Origin of the sequence: Bacillus sp. COPE52 (assembly GCF_003355115.1) — a bacterium.
GTDB classification, from domain to species: Bacteria; Bacillota; Bacilli; order Bacillales; family Bacillaceae_G; genus Bacillus_A; species Bacillus_A toyonensis.
The window spans coordinates 790,900-817,695 of sequence record NZ_CP031292.1; the positions used below are offsets into that span (position 1 = coordinate 790,900).

At 36.0% G+C, this 26,796-nt stretch carries 29 protein-coding genes, 2 tRNA genes and 4 riboswitches; of the genes, 25 read left to right on the plus strand and 6 right to left on the minus strand.

What is annotated here, in order from left to right; genetic code table 11:
• Positions 1–84: 84 nt before the first annotated feature.
• The 4 genes from DPQ31_RS03835 to DPQ31_RS03850 all read left to right on the plus strand — a co-directional run bounded on the left by DPQ31_RS03835 (position 85) and on the right by DPQ31_RS03850 (position 2,413).
• A tRNA-Asn gene (locus DPQ31_RS03835) sits at positions 85–159 on the plus strand.
• A gap of 1 nt (position 160) precedes the next feature.
• Positions 161–232, plus strand: a tRNA-Glu gene (locus DPQ31_RS03840).
• A gap of 132 nt (positions 233–364) precedes the next feature.
• The gene (locus tag DPQ31_RS03845; protein ID WP_000195538.1) at positions 365–784 is read left to right on the plus strand and encodes a CBS domain-containing protein; all 420 of its coding nucleotides are present in this window, start codon (positions 365–367) and stop codon (positions 782–784) included.
• Between the two features lie 477 nt (positions 785–1,261).
• On the plus strand, positions 1,262–2,413 hold the full coding sequence (locus DPQ31_RS03850; protein WP_001203043.1) for a DUF3965 domain-containing protein: 1,152 nt from the start codon (positions 1,262–1,264) through the stop codon (positions 2,411–2,413).
• 240 nt (positions 2,414–2,653) lie between these two features.
• On the opposite strand, the gene DPQ31_RS03855 is transcribed toward DPQ31_RS03850, so the two are convergent.
• Together DPQ31_RS03855 and DPQ31_RS03860 are read right to left on the minus strand one after the other, a co-directional pair.
• The gene (locus DPQ31_RS03855) at positions 2,654–2,986 is read right to left on the minus strand and encodes a hypothetical protein (RefSeq protein ID WP_001137815.1); all 333 of its coding nucleotides are present in this window, start codon (positions 2,984–2,986) and stop codon (positions 2,654–2,656) included.
• A gap of 5 nt (positions 2,987–2,991) precedes the next feature.
• Positions 2,992–4,152 (minus strand): SH3 domain-containing protein, encoded by a 1,161-nt coding sequence (locus DPQ31_RS03860; protein WP_098977171.1) that lies wholly within the window; start codon positions 4,150–4,152, stop codon positions 2,992–2,994.
• Positions 4,153–4,426: 274 nt separating this feature from the next.
• Positions 4,427–4,539: riboswitch (TPP riboswitch) on the plus strand.
• Positions 4,540–4,599: 60 nt separating this feature from the next.
• Positions 4,600–4,703: riboswitch (TPP riboswitch) on the plus strand.
• 83 nt (positions 4,704–4,786) lie between these two features.
• Between DPQ31_RS03860 and tenA the strand changes: the two genes are divergently transcribed.
• The 18 genes from tenA (at position 4,787) to kdpDN (ending at position 19,762) form a co-directional block, all read left to right on the plus strand.
• Positions 4,787–5,482, plus strand: a complete 696-nt coding sequence (tenA, locus tag DPQ31_RS03865; protein WP_000666918.1) for a thiaminase II — start codon at positions 4,787–4,789, stop codon at positions 5,480–5,482.
• Positions 5,451–6,200: an ABC transporter ATP-binding protein gene (locus DPQ31_RS03870; protein ID WP_208731561.1), complete on the plus strand. Its 750-nt coding sequence runs from the start codon at positions 5,451–5,453 to the stop codon at positions 6,198–6,200. The genes tenA and DPQ31_RS03870 overlap by 32 nt, the downstream gene beginning before the upstream one ends.
• Positions 6,200–6,952 (plus strand): ABC transporter permease, encoded by a 753-nt coding sequence (locus tag DPQ31_RS03875; protein WP_208732079.1) that lies wholly within the window; start codon positions 6,200–6,202, stop codon positions 6,950–6,952. The genes DPQ31_RS03870 and DPQ31_RS03875 overlap by 1 nt, the downstream gene beginning before the upstream one ends.
• The gene (locus DPQ31_RS03880; protein ID WP_000670425.1) at positions 6,949–7,950 is read left to right on the plus strand and encodes an ABC transporter substrate-binding protein; all 1,002 of its coding nucleotides are present in this window, start codon (positions 6,949–6,951) and stop codon (positions 7,948–7,950) included. The genes DPQ31_RS03875 and DPQ31_RS03880 overlap by 4 nt, the downstream gene beginning before the upstream one ends.
• Before the next feature lie 10 nt (positions 7,951–7,960).
• Complete coding sequence (gene tenI / locus DPQ31_RS03885) at positions 7,961–8,581, plus strand: thiazole tautomerase TenI (protein WP_087971083.1); 621 nt, start codon at positions 7,961–7,963, stop codon at positions 8,579–8,581.
• Positions 8,574–9,683 carry a glycine oxidase ThiO gene (gene thiO / locus DPQ31_RS03890; RefSeq protein ID WP_087971084.1) on the plus strand — a complete coding sequence of 370 codons (1,110 nt, stop codon included), beginning with the start codon at positions 8,574–8,576 and terminating at the stop codon, positions 9,681–9,683. The genes tenI and thiO overlap by 8 nt, the downstream gene beginning before the upstream one ends.
• Positions 9,684–9,698: 15 nt before the next feature.
• Positions 9,699–9,902, plus strand: coding sequence for a sulfur carrier protein ThiS (gene thiS / locus DPQ31_RS03895; protein ID WP_001049505.1), 204 nt, complete (start codon positions 9,699–9,701; stop codon positions 9,900–9,902).
• 2 nt (positions 9,903–9,904) lie between these two features.
• On the plus strand, positions 9,905–10,675 hold the full coding sequence (gene thiG, locus DPQ31_RS03900; RefSeq protein WP_000932007.1) for a thiazole synthase: 771 nt from the start codon (positions 9,905–9,907) through the stop codon (positions 10,673–10,675).
• Positions 10,668–11,687, plus strand: coding sequence for a thiazole biosynthesis adenylyltransferase ThiF (gene thiF / locus DPQ31_RS03905; RefSeq protein WP_199634326.1), 1,020 nt, complete (start codon positions 10,668–10,670; stop codon positions 11,685–11,687). The genes thiG and thiF overlap by 8 nt, the downstream gene beginning before the upstream one ends.
• Positions 11,688–11,702: 15 nt before the next feature.
• Positions 11,703–12,509 carry a bifunctional hydroxymethylpyrimidine kinase/phosphomethylpyrimidine kinase gene (gene thiD, locus DPQ31_RS03910; RefSeq protein WP_098139552.1) on the plus strand — a complete coding sequence of 269 codons (807 nt, stop codon included), beginning with the start codon at positions 11,703–11,705 and terminating at the stop codon, positions 12,507–12,509.
• A 90-nt stretch (positions 12,510–12,599) separates the two neighbouring features.
• Positions 12,600–12,748, plus strand: a riboswitch (cyclic di-AMP (ydaO/yuaA leader).
• Positions 12,749–12,841: 93 nt separating this feature from the next.
• The gene (locus DPQ31_RS03915) at positions 12,842–13,228 is read left to right on the plus strand and encodes a hypothetical protein (protein ID WP_141523614.1); all 387 of its coding nucleotides are present in this window, start codon (positions 12,842–12,844) and stop codon (positions 13,226–13,228) included.
• 13 nt (positions 13,229–13,241) lie between these two features.
• On the plus strand, positions 13,242–13,475 hold the full coding sequence (locus DPQ31_RS03920) for a hypothetical protein (protein WP_002059283.1): 234 nt from the start codon (positions 13,242–13,244) through the stop codon (positions 13,473–13,475).
• A gap of 261 nt (positions 13,476–13,736) precedes the next feature.
• Positions 13,737–13,882, plus strand: a riboswitch (cyclic di-AMP (ydaO/yuaA leader).
• 98 nt (positions 13,883–13,980) lie between these two features.
• The gene (locus DPQ31_RS03925; RefSeq protein WP_000887889.1) at positions 13,981–14,085 is read left to right on the plus strand and encodes a SipW-dependent-type signal peptide-containing protein; all 105 of its coding nucleotides are present in this window, start codon (positions 13,981–13,983) and stop codon (positions 14,083–14,085) included.
• Positions 14,082–14,162 carry a K(+)-transporting ATPase subunit F gene (kdpF, locus tag DPQ31_RS03930; protein ID WP_000972378.1) on the plus strand — a complete coding sequence of 27 codons (81 nt, stop codon included), beginning with the start codon at positions 14,082–14,084 and terminating at the stop codon, positions 14,160–14,162. Before DPQ31_RS03925 ends, kdpF begins: the two co-directional genes overlap by 4 nt.
• A 19-nt stretch (positions 14,163–14,181) precedes the next feature.
• Positions 14,182–15,849: a potassium-transporting ATPase subunit KdpA gene (kdpA, locus tag DPQ31_RS03935; protein WP_000638325.1), complete on the plus strand. Its 1,668-nt coding sequence runs from the start codon at positions 14,182–14,184 to the stop codon at positions 15,847–15,849.
• 13 nt (positions 15,850–15,862) lie between these two features.
• Positions 15,863–17,953, plus strand: a complete 2,091-nt coding sequence (gene kdpB, locus DPQ31_RS03940; protein WP_140158630.1) for a potassium-transporting ATPase subunit KdpB — start codon at positions 15,863–15,865, stop codon at positions 17,951–17,953.
• A 16-nt stretch (positions 17,954–17,969) separates the two neighbouring features.
• On the plus strand, positions 17,970–18,551 hold the full coding sequence (kdpC, locus tag DPQ31_RS03945) for a K(+)-transporting ATPase subunit C (RefSeq protein ID WP_208731562.1): 582 nt from the start codon (positions 17,970–17,972) through the stop codon (positions 18,549–18,551).
• Between the two features lie 56 nt (positions 18,552–18,607).
• A complete protein-coding gene (kdpDN, locus tag DPQ31_RS03950) occupies positions 18,608–19,762 on the plus strand; it encodes a KdpD-like non-kinase potassium sensor (protein WP_087971088.1) in 1,155 nt (384 codons plus the stop codon).
• A 23-nt stretch (positions 19,763–19,785) separates the two neighbouring features.
• Here the strand turns inward: kdpDN and DPQ31_RS03955 are convergent, their stop codons facing one another.
• Positions 19,786–20,967 carry an MFS transporter gene (locus tag DPQ31_RS03955; RefSeq protein ID WP_098139556.1) on the minus strand — a complete coding sequence of 394 codons (1,182 nt, stop codon included), beginning with the start codon at positions 20,965–20,967 and terminating at the stop codon, positions 19,786–19,788.
• A 140-nt stretch (positions 20,968–21,107) separates the two neighbouring features.
• Between DPQ31_RS03955 and DPQ31_RS03960 the strand changes: the two genes are divergently transcribed.
• The 3 genes from DPQ31_RS03960 to DPQ31_RS03970 all read left to right on the plus strand — a co-directional run bounded on the left by DPQ31_RS03960 (position 21,108) and on the right by DPQ31_RS03970 (position 22,883).
• A complete protein-coding gene (locus DPQ31_RS03960; protein WP_087971089.1) occupies positions 21,108–21,569 on the plus strand; it encodes a MarR family transcriptional regulator in 462 nt (153 codons plus the stop codon).
• Positions 21,570–21,697: 128 nt separating this feature from the next.
• A complete protein-coding gene (locus DPQ31_RS03965; RefSeq protein WP_000892699.1) occupies positions 21,698–22,552 on the plus strand; it encodes a patatin-like phospholipase family protein in 855 nt (284 codons plus the stop codon).
• Between the two features lie 127 nt (positions 22,553–22,679).
• A complete protein-coding gene (locus tag DPQ31_RS03970; RefSeq protein WP_097959552.1) occupies positions 22,680–22,883 on the plus strand; it encodes a hypothetical protein in 204 nt (67 codons plus the stop codon).
• A 326-nt stretch (positions 22,884–23,209) separates the two neighbouring features.
• On the opposite strand, the gene DPQ31_RS03975 is transcribed toward DPQ31_RS03970, so the two are convergent.
• Genes DPQ31_RS03975 through DPQ31_RS03985 form a run of 3 tightly spaced genes read right to left on the minus strand, consistent with a single transcriptional unit; the run spans position 23,210 to position 26,785 of the window.
• On the minus strand, positions 23,210–24,205 hold the full coding sequence (locus tag DPQ31_RS03975; RefSeq protein WP_087971091.1) for an ABC transporter permease: 996 nt from the start codon (positions 24,203–24,205) through the stop codon (positions 23,210–23,212).
• Entirely contained in the window at positions 24,189–25,676 is a 1,488-nt protein-coding gene (locus DPQ31_RS03980; protein ID WP_208731563.1) for a sugar ABC transporter ATP-binding protein, read from the minus strand. Before DPQ31_RS03980 ends, DPQ31_RS03975 begins: the two co-directional genes overlap by 17 nt.
• Entirely contained in the window at positions 25,673–26,785 is a 1,113-nt protein-coding gene (locus tag DPQ31_RS03985) for a sugar ABC transporter substrate-binding protein (RefSeq protein WP_098139560.1), read from the minus strand. The genes DPQ31_RS03980 and DPQ31_RS03985 overlap by 4 nt, the downstream gene beginning before the upstream one ends.
• Between the last annotated feature and the right edge of the window lie 11 nt (positions 26,786–26,796).

Here is a 26,796-nt window from a genome sequence, read left to right on the forward strand (position 1 = left end):
GCCTATAGCTCAGCTGGTTAGAGCGCACGCCTGATAAGCGTGAGGTCGATGGTTCGAGTCCATTTAGGCCCACCATATATTTATTCCGCAGTAGCTCAGTGGTAGAGCTATCGGCTGTTAACCGATCGGTCGTAGGTTCGAGTCCTACCTGCGGAGCCATGGCCCGTTGGTCAAGTGGTTAAGACACCGCCCTTTCACGGCGGTAACACGGGTTCGAATCCCGTACGGGTCATAAAGAAAGAGTCAGCAATATGCTGGCTCTTTTTTATTGTGTATAATCCTCTTTTTTATCATCTTATTTTCCTCAAATAAATAAAGGGATTTAGGAAAAACTATGGTATGTATTAAAAGGAGGAGATAAAAAATGACGCAAGTTAGAGACTTTATGAGTACTCATATTGTACATTGTACACCGTTAGATAATGTATATGAGGCTGCTGTAAAAATGAAGGAAGAATCAGTTGGATTGATTCCTGTTCTTGAAAATGAACAAGTCGTTGGGCTTGTTACTGATCGAGATTTAGTTGTTCGAGGGATTGCTGAAAAACATCCTGGGTCTAATAAAATTACAAATGTAATGACGACAAACATTGTTTCGGTTTCTCCAGATGATTCTATTGAAAAAGCTACAGAATTAATGGCACAGTATCAAATTAGACGATTGCCAGTAGTTGAGGACGGTCAACTTGTCGGGATGCTAGCATTAGGTGATTTAGCCATAAGAGAAGCGGCAGATGATCAAGCTGGGTTCGCTTTAAGTGAAATCTCGGAACGTACGGAATAAAGTTAAACTTTTAATTAGTGAAAGTGTTATTGTCCGCAAATAGTGGGATAAATGATGGATAAAAATCAGATACATTATTCTAGTATATGTGGATTAAACTAATATATTAGCGTGATGTATCTGAGACATTATATAATAAGTACATAGTTCAGGTTTTCGACAGTTTATTTAAATTTTTCATTCCTAATTTTAAATAAGAGAAAAAGTGATATACTGATAGATATAAGTATTATGTTAGGTTTTGAATATAACAATATTTATTTTTAGTGTTGTAATAATGAATTAATATTTCCTACGTAGATAAAGTGAAACTTTAATTATTGGGGGTTTTGTCCATCCTCCAATGATTATTCGTTGAACCAATCGGGCTTTTACCGGCAGTTTTATTTCCCACCTAACTTCCTCGTATTCACTGGATTTTGAGGTGGGCGTCTTACTGCCAGGCAAATAGCGGGATAAAAAGGGAAGGGGAATTATATGAGGGCTGTACAGGGCGATCCAAATTGGAATTTGGTTACAGATACATATATAGAACCAAATAATTTTGCTGAATTATTATCTTTACTTGTACCTTGCCACCCAAAAGGTGAAGGAAAAGAGCGAACTATATTAGCATGGAAAGAAAAAGAATTTTATAAAGAAGAAAATTTAGCAGCAGTTATCGTTTATGGAATGAATAGAGTAAAGAATTTACCACAGTTTCATAAAGATGAAATTCCAACCTTAGTACGTATTCTTCGTTTATGTCAAGAGATTGGTTGGTATGAAGAGGCAAATACTTTTATGGTAACACAAGGGCTAGCTGAATTTGTCCAAACTTCATTGGAATATGAAACATGGGATCTTTTGACACAAGCAGTTGCTTTAAACTATTTAGTTATTAAATATCGTGTCGGGGAATTAACAGATGGGGATGTAGAAATTTGGGATAGAGTTAAATTTAATGAGAAATGTATAACAAATTGTAAACATCTATTATCTCAAAAAGAAATATTAGAGTTTACATTTTTCTATATGTGTAAGAGGGCTAAAGCACAGTCAAAAGAGCAGCTGAATAGTGATATGATGAGTCTAGCGATGTATTGTAATACTTTTGTGTATGATTTATATACACATGACTTATTACGAAAGTATCGTAAGTGTACAGATTTTCTATCATATTATGGACCTAGTCAAGTAGTTTTAGCTTGTCAAAGAGCTGTACTTTCTCAAATTTCAGATCGATTAGACCCACTAAAGACAACTCATGTAGATGATTATTTATATGTGATGAAAGAAATGATGGAACATATGACAATAGGGATAATGGATCGATATAACCATTTTATCGGAAAGTTATTATCATACGTGCCATTTTTCGAAATGATTCAAGTTCCACAGCATGCATATTATTGTGAAGAATTACTGTATATTTGTAAGGGCATTGAATATAAAGAGGAAATACTACGCAATTATATATTTATACAATTACATGATTGTTTACCGTCATTCTTTAAACTATTTCTTAAAAATAAGCGTTATGCGACGATTCATGATATTCTTTTCTATTGGTGTGACGATGAACAAAGAATGGGTTTAGAGAAAAAATATAATCTTAGTTTTATTTATGAAAAATATGCTTGTGGCTAAACAGTATTTTACATATGAAAAATTAATATAAATTAAAAAGGATCTCAATGTTATGTGAGATCCTTTTTTGTTAGTAAAACAAGGAGAAAGTGATTAAGATGAGAAATAACATTCCATATAGGAGAAGTTGTGCAGTATAACTTCCTTGTATACCAAAAAAAGTATTTAGTTTTTCGTATAAATTTAATATATATTTCATTGTGTTATCTTTGAAAGATTGGTACACAGTGTCTCCTCTTTCTAAGCTTCTTGTTCATGTTTTTTATTATTAGGGACATTAATGTATCTAGCTATGAATAATAAAACAGCCATAAAGAATACGGGAATTATAGTAGATAAATAAAAGCCATTACTAATAACATTTGTTATAAGGGCACTTAATAGAAAAATAGCATTATAAACATGGGCAACTTTTTGCTTTAGTCGCACTTGAAATGACTCCATCATAATTTCTAGAGCAACAAAAGCAATGATAATAGATAAAAATACAGTGTTTGTATTGTAAATTATTAAACAACAGATTAAACCTAAAAAGGCTAAGTATTCAATGAAGAGAGGTATATTGCGTGGCATACAATTTACCTAACTAAATACGGCAGTGGATTTACTGCATTTGTTTTTTCAAAATTCCATTCTCCATTATGTAATTCAAAATGGAGGTGTTGTCCGTATGAATGACCTGTGTTACCCATATGACCTAGTAATTGTCCAGTTTGTATTTGATCACCAGCTTGTACAGTGCGATCTTTCATATGAGCATAAACTGTTGTATATAATTTCCCGTTTATTTGATGGGCGATGAACACTACATTGCCATAACTAGCTGAATAATATGATTTAATAACTTTACCTGCAGCGGCAGCTTGAATGGAGACGTTACCTTGTGCTGCAATATCTATTCCATAATGCATTTGTTCCCAGCGTATATCAAAGGTTGAGCTGATTTTTCCTTGAGTAGGGAATTTGAAAACTGCTGGAATAGCTGAAGATTGAGCTGTTTGAGCTTGTGATTGCTGTTGATTTTGTACCACATAGTGTTTGGCCACATACCCGTATCCTGTGCCAAAACGAATTTTATACCAAGTTCCTACTGTTTCTACTACTTGTACCTGTGTACCGTTTTGTAAAGAACCAAGTAGAGTGCCATTTGTGCTAGCATTGCTACGTACATTTAATTTAGGTGTTGCAACAGTATATTTCGTATCATTTTGAACTGTGATTCCTTTTACTAAGGGCTGCGAACCATTAGATACGAATGCTTTTTGTACATAACCTGTTTGACCGTTATGTGAAATTTTATACCATTCGCCTTGTTCTCCTTGAATAGTCACGAACTTACCATTTGGTAATACATCTAAAATGGAAGATTCTAAATTAGGTTCAGAGCGAACGTTCAATGCATTAGCATTGACGATGTATTGATTAGTAGATTGAAGTTTGTTTTTTTGCAGAATAGCATCTTTTTGTACATAGCCTACTTTATTATTAACAGATACTTTATACCAATCCTTCGTTGTTTTAAGTATGTTAACTTTCGTATTAAAGCGAATTGTATCAAGGGATATGCTATTTGTATTATCTTCTTTATGTAAGGCTACTTGATCGACTTTGACATATCCAGTTTTGACATTAGATAATTGTTCAGCGTTTGCTTTTTGTACATTTGTTTCGCCCATAGAAGGAAGTAATGAGGCGATTGCGACAGTAGTTGCTGTTAGAGCTGTAGCTTTCATATTCATATAATAGAGACCTCCTCTAGTTGTATAGTTAGTTGTAATTTTATTATAGTATAAAGATATAATATAGTGGGTGTATTCACATAAATGTAATATGAAATCAATATAAAAATAAATTTTTTCAGGATAATGATTCCTTTTTATAGAATTAATTGGGATTTTATTTTACGAAATAGAATAATAAGTATTATATAACTCTGTAATTTTGTTGACAATTGAGAAAATTAAAATAGTTGATGATGTCTTATTAGGGTGTTATACTGACAGTGATAATTTTATAGTTTGCTAGGAGAGCTGGTGTTGCCAGCTGAGAGTAAGACCTTAAGTCTTTGATCCTTTTCATTACCTGATCTAGATTATGCTAGCGTAGGGAAGCAATTCGGACACTAATGATGAGTCCCCGTTTCTTTGCGTATAGAAACGGGGCTTTTTTATTTGAAAATTTTATATTGAAACCACTAGGGGTGCTTTTCGTGCTGAGAGAGGAATAATCCTTAACCCTTACAACACCTGATCTAGGTAATACTAGCGAAGGGAAGTGGAACAACGAATAAGCTATAATTTTATTTGTTGTAACCACTTCTGATTATAGAAGTGGTTTTTTATTTAGATACATATATTGAAGGGGGAAATAGAAATGAAATTTTGTAATAGATTGTTAGAAACTGTACAACCAGTTTGGGAGATGAGTCATAATCATCCATTTGTAGTAGGGATGGGGGATGGCACGTTAGAAAAAGATAAGTTTCAGTATTACATTATTCAAGATTATTTATATTTGTTAGATTATGCAAAGCTATATGCCATCGGTGTTGTAAAGGCAACGAATCCACAAGTAATGGGAAAATTTGCTGAACAAATTGATGGAATATTAAATGGAGAAATGACGATCCATAAACAGTATGCAAAAAGGCTTGGAATTTCTATAGAGGAGATAGAATCAGCAAAACCATCTGCTAAAAATTTAGCTTATACAAATTACATGATGTCTGTATCTCAAAATGGCACACTTGCGGAATTAATAGCAGCACTTCTTCCATGTATGTGGAGTTATTGGGAAATTGGAAAGCGTTTAAATGATATTCCTGGAGCGAGAGATCATGAGTTCTTTGGTGAGTGGATTCAAGGATATAGTTCTGAAGAATACGGCAACCTTTGTATTTGGTTAATAGATTTATTAGATGAAATGGCAATTGGAAAGTCAGAGCGAGAGCTAGAAAGATTAGAGGAGATTTTCTTATATTCCAGTCGATTTGAATATTTATTCTGGGATATGTCCTATCGTAAGGAGATGTGGGGATTTGAGGAGCAAGAACATACTACAGTTTCATAATGTTTCTTTTCATTATGATGAGAAGCCAATCATCGATGAATTAAATGCTTCTATACAAGAGAAAGAGTTTGTAAGCATTATTGGGCCAAGTGGCTGCGGGAAAAGTACTCTATTTCGTCTTATTACAGGCTTAGAAGAAGTCAGTACTGGACGGATAGAGCTGACAGAAACAAAAAGTCATCCTGTAGGGTATATGCCTCAAAAAGATATGCTCCTGCCGTGGAGAAAAATTATTGAGAATGCTGCTTTGCCACTAGAATGTCAGGGTGTACAGAAGAAAGAAGCACAAGTAAAGGCAAAGGAACTGCTACATAAATTTGGTTTACAAGGATACGAGGGAAAATACCCGAAAGATTTATCTGGCGGTATGAGGCAGCGCGTATCTTTTATCCGAACATTATTAACAGGCGGAGAGATATTATTGCTAGATGAACCGTTTAGCGCATTGGACGCTTTAACGAAGGCATCTTTGCAAGAATGGTTGTTTGAACAATGGAAAGAGTGGGAAAAACCAATTATATTTATCACTCATGATGTGGAAGAAGCGTTGTTTCTTTCGAATCGAATTTTAGTGGTGGAACAGCAGCCGATAACTACTTTGACTGAACGGATTGTGCCGCTTGATCATAACAGAACACGAAAAGATTTATATAAACCGGATGTGTTAGCGCTGAAAGATGAGCTTCTTAGTATGTTACAAAGGCAGGTACTCGTATGATGAACCGATTGAAAGAATTAGTTCATGCCATTACACTTTCTAGCATTTTACTCGTTATGTGGGAAATAGGAGCAAGAATTGTAGATGAAATGTACATTTTACCGTCACCGTCAGCAATTGTAATGAAGATATGGAAACTAAAAGACATATTATTTACGGTTCATTTACCGGCAACGTTATACGTCGTTTTAATAGGTGTTGTTATTTCTATCGTATTAGGTGTAGGGCTAGCGATGTTAATGAATGCGAGTACATGGATGGAAAGGGCATTTTATCCATTATTAGTTGCCTCACAAACGATTCCTATTACAGCGCTTGCTCCGCTTTTCGTTTTATGGTTTGGATATACCATCTGGAGTAAGGTTGTTGTTACAGTTTTAATTACGTTTTTCCCTATTGCGGTCAATACGTATGACGGACTGCGTAGTACGAAAAAAGAATGGGAGGAGCTCTTAGTTACATATGGAGCAACGAAGAAAGATGTTTTTCTTAAGTTAAAGTTACCGTCTGCTCTTCCTTATTTTTTTTCAGCTTTAAAAATTGCAGTTCCGCTTAGTGTAATTGGGGCAGCAATAGGTGAATGGCTCGGTGCACAAGCTGGGCTTGGTTATTTCAGTAAGAGAATGATGACACAGTTAGATGGAGCTGGTGTATTTGCACCCATTGTATTGTTATCATTATTAGCTATTTTCTTCGTCATACTTATTTCCATATTAGAAAAGAAATTCATTAGTTGGAGGAAGCATTCATGAAATTTTTAAAACGCATCTTTGTGTTTACATTATTAGTTGCAATGATTGCAGGATGTTCGAGTAATTCAGCATCAGATAAAAGTAAAAAAGAGAAAGAAATAACGGTTATGCTCGATTGGTACCCAAATGCGGTACATAGCTTTATTTATGCAGCAATTGAAAAAGGCTACTTTAAAGAAGAAGGAATAAAGGTAAATATAAAATTCCCTTCTAATCCAACTGATCCATTAACTTTAGCTGCAGCAGGGAAAGTGACAGTTGGTTTGTATTATCAGCCAGATGTTGTTATGGCCAGAGCAAATGAACAAATTCCAGTGAAATCAATTGGAGCTGTCGTACGTTCACCGTTAAATCATGTCGTATCGCTGAAATCAGCAGGTATTCAATCACCGAAAGATTTAGAAGGAAAAACAGTAGGATATTCTGGAACTCCTTTAAGTGAAGCATATTTAAAAACGATGATAAAAGAAGCTGGTGGTAATCCTGATACGGTGAAAGTAGTTGATGTTGGCTTTGATTTAGTACCAGCGTTAATTACGAAAAAAGTGGATGCTGTAACAGGAGCATACATTAACCATGAAGTACCTGTTATGCGTCATGAAGGCCATGAACCAGCGTACTTTAATCCAGCAGAATATGGTGTGCCGAATTATCATGAACTTGTTTTCGTAACAGGTGATAAAACGTTGAAAAAAGATAAAGAAGCATTGCAAGCCTTTTTACGTGGGGCAAAAAAAGGGTATGACTTTATGAAGAAAAGCCCTGATGAAGCATTAAATATTTTATTAGATCATCAAGAAAAAGAAAACTTCCCGCTTGTACCAGAAGTTGAAAAAGAAAGCATGAAAATTTTATTAGAGAAGATGGAAACGAAAGATGAGCCATTTTTATCAGATTCAAAAGAGTCATGGGAGAAACAAAACAAATGGTTGAAAGACAAAGGAATGACGAAAGAAATTGTTCCTGCCGATGAATTATTCGAAAACATTTTAAAGTAGGCGAATGAATATGAAAAATGAGCTCCATGTAATCTCAAATGGCCATATGCCATTCGAAGAGTTAGTGAATGTAGCGATGCAAATTGAGAGTGAGATTGATTATTTGCATATTCGTGAGCGTGAGAAAAGTACGAAGGAATTATATGAAGGGGTGGAAAGTCTTTTGAAAAAAGGCTTTCCAGCATCTAAGCTTGTTATAAATGATCGAATTGATATCGCCATTTTATTAAACATTCCGCGTGTTCAACTAGGATACCGAAGCGCAGATGCAAGGTTAGTGAAAGAAAAGTTTTCTTATTTGCATGTCGGTTATTCAGTACACTCGTTAGAGGAAGCGATAGTAGCATTTAAAAATGGAGCGGATTCACTCGTTTATGGTCATGTATTTCCGACAGATTGTAAAAAAGGTGTGCCAGCGAGAGGACTTGAAGAAATTTCAGACATTGCAAGCTGTTTATCTATACCGATTACAGCGATTGGAGGAATTACCCCAGAAAACACAGTAGATGTTCTTACTAACGGTGTAAGCGGTATAGCAGTTATGTCCGGAATTGTAAGTAGTAGTAACCCATATAGCAAAGCGAAATCTTATAAGGAATCAATAAGAAAGTGGGCGGAAAAACATGTGTGAGAAGTATGATGTAGCGATTATTGGCGGTGGTGTAATTGGTAGCTCAGTTGCACATTTTCTAGCAGAAAGAGGACATAAAGTAGCAATTATAGAGAAGCAAAAAATTGCATCGGAAGCTTCTAAAGCAGCTGCTGGCCTGCTTGGTGTTCAAGCAGAATGGGATGCGTATGACCCGCTATTTGAACTTGCTAGAGAAAGCCGAGCTATATTTCCACAACTTGCAACAGTTTTACGTGAAAAGACGGGTATTGATATTGGATATGAGGAGAAAGGGATATATCGTATTGCACAAAACGAAGATGAGAAGGAAAGAATTCTTCACATTATGGATTGGCAACAGAAAACAGGTGAAGATTCATATTTTCTAACGGGAGACCATTTACGGGAAAAAGAGCCATTTCTATCCGAATCCATTATAGGAGCGGTATATTATCCGAAAGATGGTCACGTTATTGCACCAGAGCTTACGAAAGCATTCGCGCATTCTGCATCAATTTCCGGTGCGGATATATATGAACAGACAGAAGTGTTTGATATTCGTATTGAAAATAATAAAGTGACTGGTATTGTTACGAGCGAAGGTATAATCACATGCGAAAAAGTGGTGATTGCCGGTGGCTCATGGAGCACGAAGTTACTAGGTCATTTTCACCGCGAATGGGGTACATATCCAGTTAAAGGAGAAGTAGTAGCGGTAAGAAGTAGAAAACCACTTTTAAAGGCACCTATTTTCCAAGAAAGATTTTATATTGCTCCAAAGCGCGGCGGACGTTACGTAATTGGAGCAACGATGAAGTCGCATACGTTTAATAAAACTGTACAACCGGAAAGCATTACTTCTATATTAGAGCGTGCTTATACAATATTGCCAGCTTTAAAAGAAGCAGAGTGGGAAAGCGCATGGGCAGGATTAAGACCACAATCGAATCACGAAGCTCCTTATATGGGAGAACATGAAGAAATAAAAGGTTTATATGCTTGTACGGGCCATTATCGAAACGGCATTTTATTAAGCCCTGTTTCTGGTCAATATATGGCGGATTTAATAGAAGGAAAGCAGGAGAATCACTTGCTAGATTCATTGCTTTCTAAAACGGTTTAGAAAGGGGATGGAAGTTTGAATTTAAAAATTAATGGTAACCAAATTGAAGTACCAGAGAGTGTAAAAACAGTAGCTGAGTTACTTACACATTTAGAGTTAGATAACAGAATTGTTGTAGTAGAGCGTAATAAAGATATTTTACAAAAAGATGATCATACAGATACATCTGTTTTTGATGGAGACCAAATTGAGATTGTAACTTTCGTAGGAGGCGGTTGATTATGTTAAACATTGGACCATTGTCATTTCAGTCTAGACTTTTATTAGGAACAGGGAAATTCCCTGATTTTGACGTACAGCAAAAAGCAATTGACGCTTCTGAAGCTGAAATTTTAACGTTTGCAGTACGTCGTATGGATATATTTGATGCAAAGCAACCTAATTTATTAGAGAAGCTTGATGTGAAAAAATATACGTTATTACCAAATACAGCTGGAGCAAAAAATGCTGAAGAAGCTGTTCGTATTGCAAAATTAGCAAAAGCTTCAGGGCTTTGTGACATGATCAAAGTTGAAGTTATTGGTGATGATAGAACGTTGTTACCTGATCCAGTAGAAACGTTAAAGGCATCTGAAATGTTACTAGAAGAAGGGTTTATCGTACTTCCGTACACATCTGATGATGTTGTATTAGCACGTAAATTACAAGAACTAGGTGTGCATGCAATTATGCCAGGAGCATCACCAATCGGTTCAGGGCTTGGTATTGTAAATCCGTTAAATTTAAGCTTCATTATTGAACAAGCGACAGTACCGGTTATCGTTGATGCAGGTATTGGTAGCCCAGCTGATGCAGCGTTTGCGATGGAATTAGGAGCAGATGGTGTGTTATTAAATACGGCTGTATCAGGAGCAAAAGATCCTATTAAGATGGCATACGCAATGAAGTTAGGTATTGAGGCAGGTCGCATAGGCTTTGAAGCGGGGCGTATTGCACGTAAACGTTGTGCAACTGCAAGCAGTCCTTTAGAAGGAATGAGTGTAGTTGAATAATCGATATTCTCGCCAAGAACTATTTTCTCCAATTGGGGAAGAAGGACAGCAAAAGATAAGAGAAAAGCATGTGCTTATTATCGGCGCAGGCGCACTTGGTAGTGCAAATGCAGAAATGTTTGTAAGAGCTGGTGTTGGGAAGATAACAATTGTTGACCGTGATTATGTCGATTGGAGTAATTTACAAAGACAACAATTGTATGCAGAGAGCGACGTGAAAAATAATCTTCCGAAGGCTATAGCGGCTAAAAAGCGTTTAGAAGAGATTAATAGTGATGTAACAATAGAGGCCCTCGTTCAAGATGTAACAGCTGAGGAGCTAGAAGAACTTGTTACAAACGTTGATGTAATGATTGATGCGACTGATAATTTTGAAACACGTTTTATTGTGAATGATATAGCACAAAAATATTCTATTCCATGGATTTATGGTGCATGTGTAGGCAGTTACGGTCTTTCTTACACAATTCTTCCTAGTAAAACACCATGTTTATCATGTTTATTACAATCGATTCCGCTTGGCGGGGCGACATGTGATACAGCGGGTATTATATCACCTGCTGTATCTCTTGTCGTTTCTCATCAAGTAACAGAAGCTCTTAAACTGTTAGTAGAAGATTATAAATCACTTCGAGATGGACTTGTATCGTTTGATATGTGGAAGAATGAGTATTCATGTATGAATGTGCAAAAACTTCGCAAACATAATTGTCCTTCGTGCGGAGAGAATGCATTATATCCGTATTTAAATAAAGAGAACACATCGAAAACAGCAGTTTTATGCGGGAGAAATACAGTTCAAATTAGACCACCTCATAAAGAAGAAATAGATTTTGAACAATATAAACAGCTACTAGAAGGCCGTGTGAATGATTTAAATGTAAATCCATATTTACTATCTTTCTCTGTTGAAGAAAAGAGGTTAGTTGCCTTCAAAGATGGCCGTGTACTGGTACATGGAACGAAAGATATAAGCGAAGCAAAGACGATTTATCATCGCTATTTTGGATAGAAAAGGATGAGTGAGATGGAAGTGAATAAAGCTTTAACAATTGCAGGATCTGATAGCGGCGGTGGTGCTGGTATTCAAGCGGATTTAAAAACATTCCAAGAGCTTGGTGTGTATGGGATGACGGCAATTACGGCAATTACTGCTCAAAATACGCTTGGCGTTCAAGGGGTATATCCTGTTCCATTAGAAGGTATTACGGAACAGCTGAATTCAATTGGTACGGATTTAACACCAAATGCAGTGAAACTAGGGATGTTATTTAGTAGTGAAATTATTCAAATTGTGGCAGAACAGATTAAGAAATTTGGTTGGAATAATATTGTGCTAGATCCTGTTATGATTGCAAAGGGCGGAGCATCATTATTACAGCAAGAAGCAGTTCAAGCATTAAAGGAATATTTATTACCAGTAGCAACAGTTATTACACCGAATGTTCCAGAAGCTGAAGTGTTAACTGGGATGGAGATTCATAATATAGAAGATAGTAAGAAAGCTGCGAAAGTATTGCACGAATTAGGTGCTAGATATGTGCTTATGAAGGGCGGACATGCGGAATATCAAGGTAATGAAGTAATTGATTTACTCTTTGATGGAGAAGAGTTTATTGAATTTAGAAGTGAACGAATTCCTTCGAAACAAACGCACGGAAGTGGCTGTACATTTGCTTCAGCAGTTACAGCTGGACTTGCGAAAGGATACTCAATGGACGAAGCAGTTCAAGAGGCAAAACGATTTATTAGTATAGCAATTGAAGAGCCATTGAATATTGGTAGTGGTCATGGACCGACGAATCATTTTGCGTATAAATTGAATAAAGCATAAGCATGAAGAATGAAAAGGCCAGTTTTACAACTGGCTTTTTTTGTTTACTTTTTCCAAATACAAGAGTAATATATCAGCCAGAATACATTTTTTTGTAATACGCTGAGTCCAAATATATGGAGCGGAGGAACCAATTTTGTGCATCGTCACTTGGGGTGAATCTTTCAGTTTTGAAAGTAGGGCTACTCTCAAAGCCCGAATCCGACAGCTAACTTCGTAAGCGTTTTGAGAGAGGACGGTGCCATGATGGATACATCACTTCATCGATCCGATTAGTATAGGGGAATATCAATCTACGTTTGAATTCTTTTATGCTAAGGAGGATGAGGTACATGGAACTAACACTTATTTGTGTTGGAGAAAAAAACAAGGTAAAGAGTTTAAGAGAGCTAGTAGCATTTCAGCATGAGTTAATTATTTTTACAGTCAATGAAGAGATAGCGGCTGAAGTTAGAGATTATGGGTTTGAATCAGCTTATAGCTGTAATAAGGAGAAAGATTTTACTAGTATGTGCACACGAATTAAGAAGGTGATTTTACTAGGGGATGAGCTTCCAACAGTTAGTTTCTTCACAGAACACATTCGTTTTTCTTTTCAAGCGCCTATTACTGTTGTTACAAGGAATAAACGATATCCAGCGCGGCTCTATGAAACAATTGGAGCTAAATTTGTCGTGTTTACGAACTGTGATAATATTTCGTTTTTATTTTTTGAATAGGGCGGGGGAAGAAATGATGAAGGTACTACTATTTGGAGATATAGCAAATCGTTGGGCGGTATCGATCGAGAGGGTTCAAGAATTGGCACAGATTGATCCTATTTTTCCAGGTCCATATATTTTATTACCATCAAAAGATGCTTTGTATTTAGAGGCGGATATTATTGAATATGAGCAGTTACATGCAGAATTATCACAAGTTTATATCCGTGGGAGAAATTTACGTGCTTTTTTACGTGGTAAATAAATTCTGAATGAAAACGAGAGCGAATGTTAAGTGTGCCTAAGTGGGGTGCTTATATACATTCGCTCTTTTTTTATATATAAAAGGTCATTTCTATGAAAAAGAAAGAAAAGACAAGAAAACAGATGAAAGAATATTAATAATACGTAATGTAAGCGTTTAAATAGCGTAATATTTTCTTATTTTAAGTAATTTACCTCTTTACAAGTGAAATATAGAGGAGTATATTTACTCTCATAAATCATTTATCAAATTTCCAAAAAAAACCTAAAATCGCTGAGTTCCAGAAATGGAGCGGGGGAACCAATTTTGTGCATCGTCACTTGGGGTGAATCTTTCAGTTTTGAAAGTAGGGCTACTCTTTAGGCCCGAATCCGACAGCTAACCTCGTAAGCGTTTAGAGAGGAGGTTTACTTTTTGTTGTTCATTTTTTGAACACTGAGTAGAGCTCAGTGTTCTTTTTTAATATTTTAATGGTAAATTTTAACATTAAAAGTGAGGGATTGTTATGTTAGATGTTGTGATGATCGGAATTTTTGTTGTATTAGTAGCATCGATGGCAAGTCTTGCAAGTTGGTCAGATAAAGTTGTGAAAGAAGGGAAGCAATCATGATGATTGCCTTATCGGTTATTGTTGCAGCGATTACGGTGTACTTAGTATACGCATTATTAAATCCAGAAAAGTTTTAATTAGGGGGAATCATTCATTATGATTTGGGTTGCAGTCATTATTACAATGCTCTTGTTTATTTTAGTAGCAAAGCCAACGGGGATTTATTTAGAGAAAGCCTTTCAAGGTAGCAAAATGCTAGATAAAGTATTCGGGCCTTTTGAGAAACTTATTTTTAAAATTACAGGTGTAAAAGGATACAATCAAACGTGGAAACAGTATGCATTATCATTAGTTCTACTCAACGGATTTATGATTGTCGTTGTATATTTCATTTTTAGATTACAAGGTGTATTGCCATTAAATCCAGCGCATATTGAAGGGATGGAGCCTACGCTCGCTTTTAATACAGCGATTAGTTTTATGGCTGATACAAACTTACAACATTACAGCGGTGAAAATGGTTTATCTTATTTATCACAATTAATCGGGATTACATTTTTAATGTTTGCGGCACCAGCAACGACGTTAGCGATTGTTATGGCTTTTATAAGAGGACTTGCTGGAAAAGAACTTGGTAACTTTTTCGTTGATTTTACGAGGGCGTTAACGAGAGTGTTTCTTCCTATCGCATTTATTGCAGCGTTAGTCTTTGTCGCACTTGGTGTACCACAAACGTTAGATGGGGCGGTTACAGCACAAACGATTGATGGAGCAAAACAAAGTATTTTACGCGGGCCTGTTGCATCATTCGTTTCTATTAAGGAACTTGGGAATAACGGCGGTGGATTTTTCGGGGCAAACTCTACACATCCTTTTGAAAATCCAGGACAAATGAGTAATATTTTGCAAATGATGCTTATGATGTTATTACCAACAGCACTTCCATTTACGTACGGACGAATGGTAGGAAATAAAAAACAAGGGCGTATCCTTTTCGTTTCACTATTCATGGTGTTTTTACTAGGATTTATAACGATTACGACATCTGAACTAAACGGGAATCCGGCATTAAATGGAATGGGTATCGAACATGTACAAGGAAGTACAGAAGGGAAAGAAGTACGATTTGGAACAGTATTTTCTTCACTATACGCAACAGTAACGACAGCTGCTGAAACAGGGGCCGTTAATACGATGCATGATACGTTAACGCCAATTGGCGGTTTAGTTCCACTCGTAAATATGATGTTGAATACAGTATACGGCGGTGTTGGAGCGGGCTTTATTAATATTATTATGTATGCAATTATTGCAGTTTTTATATCTGGGTTAATGGTCGGAAGAACACCAGAGTTTTTAGGTAAAAAGATTGAAGGTAAGGAAATGAAATTAATTGCAGTAACGATTCTATTTCATCCATTACTTATCTTAGGATTTTCTGCATTAGCTCTTTCAACAAGTTTAGGAACGGATGCGATTTCTCATTCCGGTTTTCACGGTTTAACGCAAGTTGTATATGAATACACATCGTCAGCTGCGAATAATGGATCTGGATTTGAAGGATTAGCAGATAATACACCGTTTTGGAATATTACGACTGGTTTAGTTATGTTTTTAGGACGCTATTTCAGTTTAATTACGATGCTAGCTGTAGCAGCTTCATTGAAAGAGAAGACGGTAGTACCAGAAACAGTCGGAACGTTCCGTACGGATAATGGTTTATTTGGAGGAATCTTTATTGGAACGATTGTAATTGTTGGTGCATTAACATTTTTCCCGATGTTAGTACTTGGCCCAATTGCAGAATTTCTTACATTGAAGTAATGGAGGGTAAATAATGAGACCGGTAGTAGTAAAAGAAAAACAATTGAACGATTCACAAATACATGCTGTAGAAGATGAAGTTAGACAAGCGAAAACGTTGGATCGTGATATCGTGACGCATGCGATGAAACAATCCTTTGCGAAATTGAATCCGAAAGTAATGATAAAGAATCCGATTATGTTCATTGTGGAAATTGGGTTTATCATTACGTTCATTTTATCTTTTCTCCCAAGCAGTTCTAGTAGTGTACCAGGATGGTTTAATATAACAGTTTCTCTCATTCTATTATTTACAGTTTTATTTGCTAACTTTGCAGAAGCGTTAGCTGAAGGCCGTGGTAAAGCGCAAGCCGATTCTTTAAAACAATCGAAGAAAGATGTGTTTGCAAATGTCGTAAAAGAAAATGGAGACATTGTTCAAGTTTCAGCAACTGATCTGAGAAAAGGTGACGTTGTTATCGTAAAACAAGGGGAAATGATTCCGAATGATGGTGAAGTAATAAAAGGGTTAGCGTCTGTCGATGAATCTGCAATAACAGGAGAATCAGCCCCTGTTATAAAGGAAGCGGGTGGCGATTTTTGTTCCGTAACAGGCGGAACGATGGTCGTAAGTGATGAGATTACAATTGTTATTACAAGTAATCCTGGAGAATCATTTATTGATAAAATGATTTCATTAGTAGAAGGGGCTGCTCGTCAAAAAACGCCGAATGAGATTGCTTTAAATACAGTATTAACGAGTTTAACGCTTATTTTCTTAATCGTTGTTGTGACGTTGCCAATTTTCACGAATTATTTAGGGTTTCAAATTGATACAGCTGTACTTGTAGCATTGTTAGTTTGTTTAATTCCAACGACAATTGGTGGGTTATTATCGGCAATTGGTATAGCTGGGATGGACCGGGTGACAAAATTTAACGTGTTAGCGATGTCAGGGAAAGCAGTAGAAGCTGCGGGCGATATTAATACAATTATTTTAGATAAAACAGGTACGATTACTTTCGGGAACCGAATGGCACATACACTGCTTCCAGTAGGAAATGAAACGATTGAGCAAGTTGGAAAGTGGGCTGCTATTAGTTCTGTTTTAGATGAAACGCCAGAAGGTCGATCTGTTATCGAGTATGTGCAGGGAAAATCTATATCATATAATAGAGAACTTGCAGAACAAGGTGAGTTTGTTCCGTTTAAAGCAGAAACGAGAATGAGTGGTGTTGATTTACAAGACGGAACGAAAGTGAGAAAAGGTGCTGTAGGTGCCGTTATTGAATGGGTTGGGTCACAAGGCGGAACAATTCCGAAAGATGTAAATCAAAAAGCAGATTTCATTTCAAAAGAGGGTGGAACACCACTTGTAGTTGCAGTAGATAATCGTATTTACGGTTTAATTTATTTAAAGGATACAGTAAAACCGGGTATGCGTGAGCGTTTTGAACAGTTACGCCAAATGGGGATTAAAACGGTTATGTGTACAGGTGATAATCCGTTAACAGCAGCAACGATTGCAAAAGAAGCTGGAGTAGATGAATTTGTTGCTGAGTGTAAACCGGAAGATAAAATTGCTGTTATTAAAGCAGAGCAAGATAAAGGGAAACTTGTAGCGATGACAGGTGATGGTACAAATGATGCTCCAGCATTAGCGCAGGCGGACGTTGGATTAGCGATGAATAGTGGTACGACAGCAGCGAAAGAAGCGGCGAACATGATTGATCTAGACTCGAATCCAACGAAAATTATTGAGGTTGTAGGAATCGGTAAGCAATTGTTAATGACACGTGGTGCGTTAACGACGTTTAGTATTGCGAATGATATAGCGAAATATTTTGCAATCATTCCAGCAATGTTTACACTTGCGATTCCGCAAATGGAAGCATTGAACATTATGAAATTAACGTCACCACTGTCAGCAATTTTATCAGCATTAATATTTAACGCTGTTATTATTCCATTACTTATTCCATTAGCGATGAAAGGAATCGCATATAAACCGATGAGCTCTAATGCATTGCTTAGCAGAAACTTACTCATTTACGGGCTTGGCGGGGTTATCGTTCCGTTCATTGGAATTAAGGTAATTGATATGATTGTCGGCTTGTTCATATAAGGAAGAGGGGAAAAAGATGGCGAAGAAACAAAGTATACTATCACCAATTATTCGTATTACTTTTACATTTTTAGTTTTGTGCGGCCTCGTATACCCGCTTATTGTAACTGGTATTGCACAAGCGGTAATGAAGGATAATGCGGATGGAAGTCTTATATATAATGATAAGGATGAAATAGTTGGTTCGAAGTTAATCGGTCAAAATTTCACAGATCCACGTTATTTTCATGGACGTGTCTCTAGTATAGAATATAAAGCAGAAGCATCTGGTTCAAATAACTATGCACCGTCTAATCCAGATTTAGAGAAACGAGTAGAGAAAAGTATGGAAGACTGGAAGAAACAAAATCCAACCGTTCCAGTTACAGAAGTACCGATAGACTTAGTGACGAATTCAGGTTCAGGGCTTGATCCTGACATTAGTCCAAAGGCAGCGTCTGTGCAGGTAGATCGCATCTCTAAATTAACGAATATTCCGAAAGAAAAGTTAAATCAATTGATTAAGGAGCAAACAGAAGGTGCTGCCTTCGGTTTATTTGGAGAAGATTGCGTAAACGTCTTAAAGTTAAACTTAGAATTACAGAAATTAATGAAATAGTAACAGTACTACCTCAATCTAACGGATTGAGGTAGTGTTGTTTCGCAAGAAGGGTTGTGAGTGTTTTGTATGCGGATGATTATAAACCGACGTTTCAAAGGCGAACGCCAGAGGAATATTTAGAATACATTCGTCAACAAAATCGTGGAAAATTAAAGCTATACGTAGGGGCTGCCCCAGGCGTAGGGAAAAGTTATAAAATGCTTTTTGATGCACGAGAGATGAAAAAAGACGGTATTGATATTGTAATTGGTTTAATTGAAACACATGGTAGAAAAGAGACGGAAGAAGCAATTGCTGATTTAGAAAAAGTTCCTTTAAAAGAAATAGAGTATAAAGGAAAAGTATTTTATGAACTTGATGTAGAAGGAATTATAAAGCGTGGCCCGCAAGTAGTTGTAGTGGATGAACTTGCACATAGTAACATTCCTGGGTCTAAAAATAAGAAGCGTTACATGGATGTGCAAGAATTGTTAGATGCCGGTATATCTGTATTATCTGCGTTTAATATTCAACATTTAGAAAGCGTTCATGACATTGTAGCTCAAATTACGAATGTAAAAGTACGGGAACGTATTCCAGACTTTATTTTACAAAAAGCAAATGAAATTCAGCTCGTTGATGCAACGCCCGAGGTATTAAGGAAGAGATTAATAGATGGAAAGATATATAAGGAAGAAAAAATTCAGCAAAGCTTACAAAATTTCTTTACGCTTAATAATCTAGGGGCACTCAGAGAGTTATCACTTCGAGAAGTTGCTGATGATATGGACGAGAAAATTAGCCAAACAGTAATAGAACCAATTGGCGTAAAAGAAAAAATTCTCGTTTGTGTACAATACAGTTCAACAGCGGAGAAATTAATAAGACGGGGATGGCGCATGGCTGATCGGTTAAATGCTGAATTGTACGTATTAAACGTTGAGAGGGAAAATATAGATTTTATTTCAGCTGGAAAAAAGCAGACGATTGAAGAGTGGAAATCGTTAACCAATCAATTTGATGCGAGTTTTGTATTAGAAGAGGCGAAAGGGAGAAAACCAGCGGATGTTATTATTGAAGTCGCAAAAAGATTACAAGTGACGCAAATTTTACTTGGACAATCTGCAAGAACAAGGTGGGAAGAAATACGAAAAGGTTCTATTGTAAATGAAATTATGAGACAAACAAAGTATATTGATATTCATATTGTTGCCGATCAAAGAGCTTAAATAGAGCCCACCTTTCTGGGGCTCTATTTTGCCTTTTGTGCGGTAGAGAAACGTAACATTTTTATTGCGTATAAAACTATAAGTAGAAATGTAACTGCTCCTATAAAGAAAATCCAAAAGTAATTTTGATTAAATAAAAGAAACCCACCTACAATAGGTCCTGTACCCATGCCAAAATAGCGAATGAAGTTGTACATACCGATAGCTGTTGCGCGTTCTTGTACGAATTCTTCCGTTAATAAAGTAGTGTGAGTTGGCATAGAAAGTCCCATGCTAAAACCGTATAAAGAGGTAACGATAATGACGGTTGGGATATTGTTGCTATATGCGAAAGAGAATAAAGTGATACATATAATATTGAAGAAACTAGTGATGAATAAAGCTTGCTTTGTTGTGAACTGTTTTTGCAAAAATTTGTAGCAATAACTTCCTAACATAATAGAAAGGGACATTGGTACAAACATAAGACCAATTTCACTTGCGTGTAGATGATATATATTTGTTAATATGCTAGGCAAAAAAACGAGGAAACAGAAATACATACAAAATTGAATAAAGCCAATAAGTGTAATAGAAAATCCAGTTTTATTTTTTAAGATAAGCCAGTAATTCTTTTTTGCTTTAGGTTGTTTAATTACATTTGGTTTTGTTTCTGGAAGTAGTGAAATGTTTATAATTAATAAGATGATGCCAATTGTAGATAAAAACAGAAATACAGATAAGTGGCCGTGTATACTGCTGAGATAACCACCTATAAGAGGGCCGATCGCAGGTGCGAGAGCGAGTAACATTTGATAAAGGCTCATCGCTTTTCCGCGTTCTTTTCCTTCAAATAAATCACCGATAATCGTTGCTGCAACTACAGGTATAGCCGCTATTCCTATAGCTTGAACAGCTCTAAAAAATAGAAATAAGTAAATGTTTGGTGAGAAAGCACAACCAATTGAGCCGATTGTACTAATAATTAAACTAGGGATAAGGACAGATTTTCTTCCTTTTGTATCAATTAAAGGTCCATATATGAGCTGCATAATCGCAAGAATGAATGTGAAAAGTGAAACGGTTAAACTTACAAGATAAAGAGAAGTATGAAACGAATTTTGAATCATCGGTAAGATCGGTGTGTAAATATTTTGAGCGAAGGAACTGAGTAAGGCACTCATACAGACAACATATAAAATGAAATTCAGTTTGGTTTTTTCCATAATTGCTAACCTCCTTATTTTTAGTTTCCTTGGAAACTAAATTTATTTTAACATGATTTTCTCACTTGTAAAGATGGAGAAATGATTTTAAAATGGTATATAGTTAAATTGTTTCTTTGGAAACTTAGGAGGCGAACGGATTGGAACGTACAGCGAAACAAATGGAAATAATTTCGGATATTCGTACACTTTTTCATAAAAAAGAAGAGCATTTGAAAGAAAATAATGAGAAGTTTCTTCGTGAAACAGGTGTAAGTGGTATGTCTTTATCTGAGTTACATGTTATCGAGTGTATCGGACAAAATGGTCTCATGAATGTAACGGCTATTACAACAGAAATGGGAATGACGAAGGGCGCGATCTCTAAAATTTGTACAAAGTTATTTCAAAAGCAGTTCGTTGAGAAGATGCAAATGTTAGATAATCAAAAAGAAATTTTCTTCCGCTTAACGGAAAGAGGAAATGAAATATATAAAGCTCATGAAAAGTTGCATAAACAAGCGGAAGAAGAGTGGCTGTTACTTTTAGATGGATATACGAAAGAAGAGCAAGATTTTATTCAAAGGTTTATAAAGGATGTCTCTGATCATTTGGAAATATAATTGGAAGAAAAAATACTTTTTTCTCAAGCCTTTTGAATATAATTTCTGAAAGAACTCATATATAATAGAAAAAGATACTTAACATAGTGAATAATTAAAGAGTCAATATATATAGAGGAGAGAGTAACATGCTTGAAAATACGGGGTTAGTATTAGAAGGCGGCGGTATGCGTGGTGTATATACGGGCGGGATATTAGAATATTTTATGGAACAAGATTTATATTTTCCATATGTGATTGGTGTCTCGGCTGGTGCTTGTCATGCAGCGTCGTATCTTTCCAGACAAAGAAATAGAAATAAAACAGTCAATATTGATTATGCATCACATCCACAATATTTATCGTATAAAAACTTGTGGAAAAAACGTCAACTATTCGATATGGATTTCATTTTTCATGAAATTCCAGAAAAGCATGTGCCGTTTGATTTTGAAACATACTTCAATAGTCCAGAGCGTTTCCTTGTAGGGACAACAGATTGTGAAACAGGGCAATCTGTTTATTTTGAAAAAGAAGGAACGAATGATGATGCGCTAAATTTATTACAAGCGTCTAGTTCATTGCCTTTCATTGCACCGGTAGTAAATTACCGCGGTAAGCAATTGTTAGATGGCGGGATTTCTGATCCGATTCCAGTTCGTAAAGCGCAAGAAGACGGATTTAAAAAATCAGTCGTTATTTTAACGAGAAATCATGGTTACGCAAAGAAAAAATCAAAGTTTGGATGGGTTGCAGCGAAAGCTTATAAAAAATATCCGAACCTTGTTAACACGATGCTGAATCGTTATGAAGTGTATAATGAAACACTTCACTACATTGAAAAAGAAGAACAAGCTGGGAATTTATTTGTTATTCGCCCAGAAGTGCCGCTTCAAGTAGATCGTATGGAAAAAGATACAGCAAAATTACAAAGTTTATATGAGCAAGGCTATGAGGATGCAAAGAGACAATTTGCAGATTTACAGGCGTTTTTGCAAAAATAAATATTAGGCTGCGGAGAAGAATTTCTCTGCAGTCTTTTTTATTAGTGGTTTCAATACCGAATGTTGGTTATACAAATTTTTGGGGTATGGTATAATATGGATAAAGGTATGTGGAGAGGTGATACATATGGAAAATGTATATAAAGGACTTAGACATACTGGATTTACTATGTTGCTTATTTTTGGTGGTGTATTTTTATTTCGTTTGCTCATGCATGATGAAATGTTATTAGATCAGCTTATTAGTTTTAGTATAGGAATGGTAATGATTATTTCATCAGTGTTCATTCAAAAGTATAGTAAAGAATTACAGGTAAATGAGAAATATTAAAGGTTTCTAACCTCTTTTAATTAGTTTGGTCGTAGAGGAGGTTTTCATTTCTTCTATTATTTATGTATTTAATAATGGGAGAGCTGATGATAGCAATCTTCTTAGGTGTTACAGCAATAGCAAACGGTCTTCTGCTCCTTGCGTTGAAGTAGTTCGTGTGATTGTTGCAAAAGGAAAGTAGCACATTAACGGGCAGTAAGACCCCCACCTCAAAATTCGGCGAAAGCAAAGAAGTTAGGTGGGGGATCAACTGCCCGTTAATGCGCGATTGGTGAAGCCTAATAATAAGTGGGGGGAAGAAAACCCCCACTTATTAAAGTTTCACTTTATTTACGTTTCTTTTTAATAAATGAAAAGGCTAAAGCTGCAATTAAAATACTGCCTTTAATGATATCTTGTGCATAATAAGGAACGTTCATCATTGTAAGGCCGTTTAATATGATCCCGATTAATACGGAACCAAGAAATGTTCCGATGACATTTGGTTTCTTAGCACCGAACATTGCATAACCGATATAGGCAGCTGCAACTGCATCCATTAATAATGGGGCGCCAGCTGAAACTTGTCCTGTGCCAACACGGCTACATAGAATAATACCGCCAATAGAGGCAAGTAAACCGCTAATCATATAAGCATATACACGGTAACGATCAGTAGGAATACCAGCTAGTCTAGCAGCTTCTCGATTCCCACCTGTCATATAAAAGAAACGACCGTACGTTGTTTTTTCTAAAAATACATATGCAATCAAAACGACAATAAGCATGATAATGACAGGGACTGGAATTCCTAAGACAGAACCTTGACCGATAAATAAAAAGGATGGAATAAAATGTCCTTTGGCACCAGACATTCCTTCATAAATAGAAGATCCTTTTGAAAATGTTAAGTGTAGTCCATTCACGATATACATGATACTTAATGTAGCTAGTAAATCTGGTAGTTTAATTCGGATAACGAGTAGTGCATTTAATAATCCAACTAATAGCCCACAAAGAATAGGAACAAGGAGTGTGACTAATAGTTCTTGTCGATATAAAATGAGACAGGAAGCAGTGGCAATGGTTGCTAAACTAGCGGTAGAGCCGACCGATAAATCAAACCCATCTACAATTAATGTAAAGGTAACACCAATTGCAAGTAACGTTACGATAGAAATGGAGCGTAAAACATCACTAATATTGTTGTATGTTAAAAAAGAATCGTTGGCGATAGAGAAGAAAATTGTAACACCTATAATGATAGCAATCGTACTAAATTGATAAAAAAGATGAGTAGGTAAATATAGTTTCTTAGTTTTTGTTTTATGAATGAGATTCAATGGAATAACTCCCTTCAGATAAATGTAAAAGCTGTTCAGGAGATAGTTCGTTTGGTAAGTATTCACCTACAAATTCTCCGTTTGCCAGTATAAGAATGCGATCAGCGATATGCAGTGCTTCATCTTGTTCTCCTGTGAAGTAAATTACGGAACTTCCGTTTTCAGTAATGTTACGAATGAATTGAAAAATGTCTTGTTTTGCAGCTATGTCTACACCTTTAGTCGGCTCGTCTAAAAGAAATAGATTCGGTTTGAATCCATGCCACTTTGCAATCGAGACTTTTTGTTGATTTCCACCGCTAAGTGAATGAATAAAGGCTTTTGGGTCATTCGGTGAAATGCTGAAAGAAGAAATTGCCGTAGTAGCATTATTTAATTCGGTTTGTTTTCGTCTCCAACCTGATTGGTGTAAATTAGTGTGACTTATAATGTCTTCCGAAAGAAATACGCCTTGTTTTCTTCTTTCTTCTGGTACAAGTGCGATTTTCGCTTTAATCGCATCTCGCGGTGTTTTAATCGTTATATTTTGACCGTTTATTTCTGCGTGATAAGTATGATGAGCACCAAATAACGTTTCAGCAAGTGTTGTTTTGCCACTGCCAATTAATCCGTATATCACAACAGTTTCACCTTTCCGTACGGTGAGAGAAAGGGGAGAATGTTTTTTGTGTAATGGAAGTTCTTGTGCTTTAAATAATTCTTCGTTCCCTTGTTTTGGTGCTGCATTAATAGGAAGTGTCAGTTGTTTTCCAGTCATCGATTCCACAATTTGTTGATCTGTAACCTTTGTAATCGCTTCAGAAAGTGCGACTTTACCGTTATGTAATACAGTTACATCATCCGCAAAATTTCGAATCTCTGATAAACGATGAGAAATTAAGATGATGCCAATTCCTTTTGATGTTAAATCTTTTAATAGTTGTCCGAAGGTTTCAACTTCTTTCGGTCCAAGAGAAGAAGTAGGCTCATCTAATAAAAGATAATTTGTATTGTTGGATAAAGCTCTTGCGATAAGAAGTAATTGTTTTTCATGTAATGAGCAGTTTGAAACATCTTCCGAAACATTTAAATCTACCTGTACAGTTTGCAAATGTTGTTTAGCGAGTGCGACTAATTTTGACTTTGAAAATAGTACTTTATTTTGCATTGCTAAATGATCGATAAGTACATTTTCTAATACAGATAATCCCGGAATAAGTCCGTGATCTACTTCTTGTGTTACGAAAGAAATACCGTGCTTTTTTGCATCGCGTGGCGAAGTAAAGGAAACAGACTGATTATCAATTTTTATATCGCCAGCAACTGGTTGAATTTCACCAGTTGCTATTTTCAGTAGAGTACTTTTCCCAGCACCGTTCATTCCTAGTAGGGCATGAACTTTTCCTTTTTGAATATGGATAGAAACATCTTCTAGAACAGGTGTAGCGGCATGATAAGAATGTGTAATGTTTTGAAGAGAGAATGTCATCATTTTTTCTCCTTCTCTAATTTTTTCATCCAAGGAGAATACGCATCTTTCGAGTCTCCCCAACCGTTTATATGTTTTGATAATTGATCCATTGTTATATTTTCTTTTGGTAAAATATTTTTCTTTACTAAATAAGGTTCTAGTGAATAAATATCTGGCGTTTGTTCACCGGCAATTTTTTTGTATAAGAATCGTACTTGAACTTTCCCTACTTCAGCTGGATCCGTTGCAGCCGTAGCAGACCAAGGTGAGTTTTCTTTTTGCATAAGTTGTAAATCTTCATTACTTAAGTCAATGCTGTATACTTTTATATCTGTACGACCAGCTTGTTCAAGTGCTTTAACAGCTCCTTTAGCAAACTCATCCCACGAAGCGAAAATGGCTTGTAAATCTCCTTCTTTCGGATATTTTTTTAGTAAAGCTTCTACTTGTGTTTGTGTATCAAGTGGTGTGTTATTACTAGCAGTACCGAATCGCGCAACTTCTTTTATATTTGGATACCGTTTATAAAAAGCATCAATGATAACGTTACGACGTTCCATTGGAGCAAATCCGCCAACCCATACGACTGCGATATTTCCTTGTCCATTCAAATCTTCTGCTAACGTTTTTAATGATTTCCATGCAAGACTATAGTCATCTTGATCAATAATCGTTACACCTGGTAAGCGTAGATCGTTATCAAACGCGACTACGGGAATGTTCGCCTGTAACGCTTTTTCTACCCCAGGTTTTAATGCTTCAGATCGGCCATGATCAATTAAAATACCATCCACTTTTGAATTAATAGCAGTATCTAAATTTGCAGCCATTTTTGCTAAATCGTTATCAGAATTGTAGACTTGTACACTACCGCCAAATAGCTCGACTTGTTTTTTGACGCCCTCAATATATTGAGAGGAAAAAGTTCCGATAGACATTTGCATAATTAATGCGATTTTTAATGGCTTTTTTATTTGCTTTGGAATTTCTGTTTGTAAATGATTTTCAACTGTTGTAGTTACTTTTTTCACCGTTTGTTGCTTTTGTGAAGAGATAGCATCTTGTTCATTTGTACAAGCCGTCAATGTAAGTAATAGAAAAATAAGTACGATGGAACACAATTTTTTCATAAAAAAATCCC

Excerpts from the sequence above, each read along its gene's own strand:
- DPQ31_RS03845 (WP_000195538.1), top strand. The coding sequence starts at position 365 with ATGACGCAAGTTAGAGACTTTATGAGTACTCATATTGTACATTGTACA.
- DPQ31_RS03850 (WP_001203043.1), top strand. The coding sequence starts at position 1,262 with ATGAGGGCTGTACAGGGCGATCCAAATTGGAATTTGGTTACAGATACA.
- DPQ31_RS03855 (WP_001137815.1), bottom strand. The coding sequence starts at position 2,986 with ATGCCACGCAATATACCTCTCTTCATTGAATACTTAGCCTTTTTAGGT.
- DPQ31_RS03860 (WP_098977171.1), bottom strand. The coding sequence starts at position 4,152 with ATGAATATGAAAGCTACAGCTCTAACAGCAACTACTGTCGCAATCGCC.
- tenA (WP_000666918.1), top strand. The coding sequence starts at position 4,787 with ATGAAATTTTGTAATAGATTGTTAGAAACTGTACAACCAGTTTGGGAG.
- DPQ31_RS03875 (WP_208732079.1), top strand. The coding sequence starts at position 6,200 with ATGAACCGATTGAAAGAATTAGTTCATGCCATTACACTTTCTAGCATT.
- DPQ31_RS03880 (WP_000670425.1), top strand. The coding sequence starts at position 6,949 with ATGAAATTTTTAAAACGCATCTTTGTGTTTACATTATTAGTTGCAATG.
- tenI (WP_087971083.1), top strand. The coding sequence starts at position 7,961 with ATGAAAAATGAGCTCCATGTAATCTCAAATGGCCATATGCCATTCGAA.
- thiO (WP_087971084.1), top strand. The coding sequence starts at position 8,574 with ATGTGTGAGAAGTATGATGTAGCGATTATTGGCGGTGGTGTAATTGGT.
- thiG (WP_000932007.1), top strand. The coding sequence starts at position 9,905 with ATGTTAAACATTGGACCATTGTCATTTCAGTCTAGACTTTTATTAGGA.
- thiD (WP_098139552.1), top strand. The coding sequence starts at position 11,703 with ATGGAAGTGAATAAAGCTTTAACAATTGCAGGATCTGATAGCGGCGGT.
- DPQ31_RS03915 (WP_141523614.1), top strand. The coding sequence starts at position 12,842 with ATGGAACTAACACTTATTTGTGTTGGAGAAAAAAACAAGGTAAAGAGT.
- DPQ31_RS03920 (WP_002059283.1), top strand. The coding sequence starts at position 13,242 with ATGATGAAGGTACTACTATTTGGAGATATAGCAAATCGTTGGGCGGTA.
- DPQ31_RS03925 (WP_000887889.1), top strand. The coding sequence starts at position 13,981 with ATGTTAGATGTTGTGATGATCGGAATTTTTGTTGTATTAGTAGCATCG.
- kdpF (WP_000972378.1), top strand. The coding sequence starts at position 14,082 with ATGATGATTGCCTTATCGGTTATTGTTGCAGCGATTACGGTGTACTTA.
- kdpA (WP_000638325.1), top strand. The coding sequence starts at position 14,182 with ATGATTTGGGTTGCAGTCATTATTACAATGCTCTTGTTTATTTTAGTA.
- kdpB (WP_140158630.1), top strand. The coding sequence starts at position 15,863 with ATGAGACCGGTAGTAGTAAAAGAAAAACAATTGAACGATTCACAAATA.
- kdpC (WP_208731562.1), top strand. The coding sequence starts at position 17,970 with ATGGCGAAGAAACAAAGTATACTATCACCAATTATTCGTATTACTTTT.
- DPQ31_RS03955 (WP_098139556.1), bottom strand. The coding sequence starts at position 20,967 with ATGGAAAAAACCAAACTGAATTTCATTTTATATGTTGTCTGTATGAGT.
- DPQ31_RS03965 (WP_000892699.1), top strand. The coding sequence starts at position 21,698 with ATGCTTGAAAATACGGGGTTAGTATTAGAAGGCGGCGGTATGCGTGGT.
- DPQ31_RS03970 (WP_097959552.1), top strand. The coding sequence starts at position 22,680 with ATGGAAAATGTATATAAAGGACTTAGACATACTGGATTTACTATGTTG.
- DPQ31_RS03980 (WP_208731563.1), bottom strand. The coding sequence starts at position 25,676 with ATGATGACATTCTCTCTTCAAAACATTACACATTCTTATCATGCCGCT.
- DPQ31_RS03985 (WP_098139560.1), bottom strand. The coding sequence starts at position 26,785 with ATGAAAAAATTGTGTTCCATCGTACTTATTTTTCTATTACTTACATTG.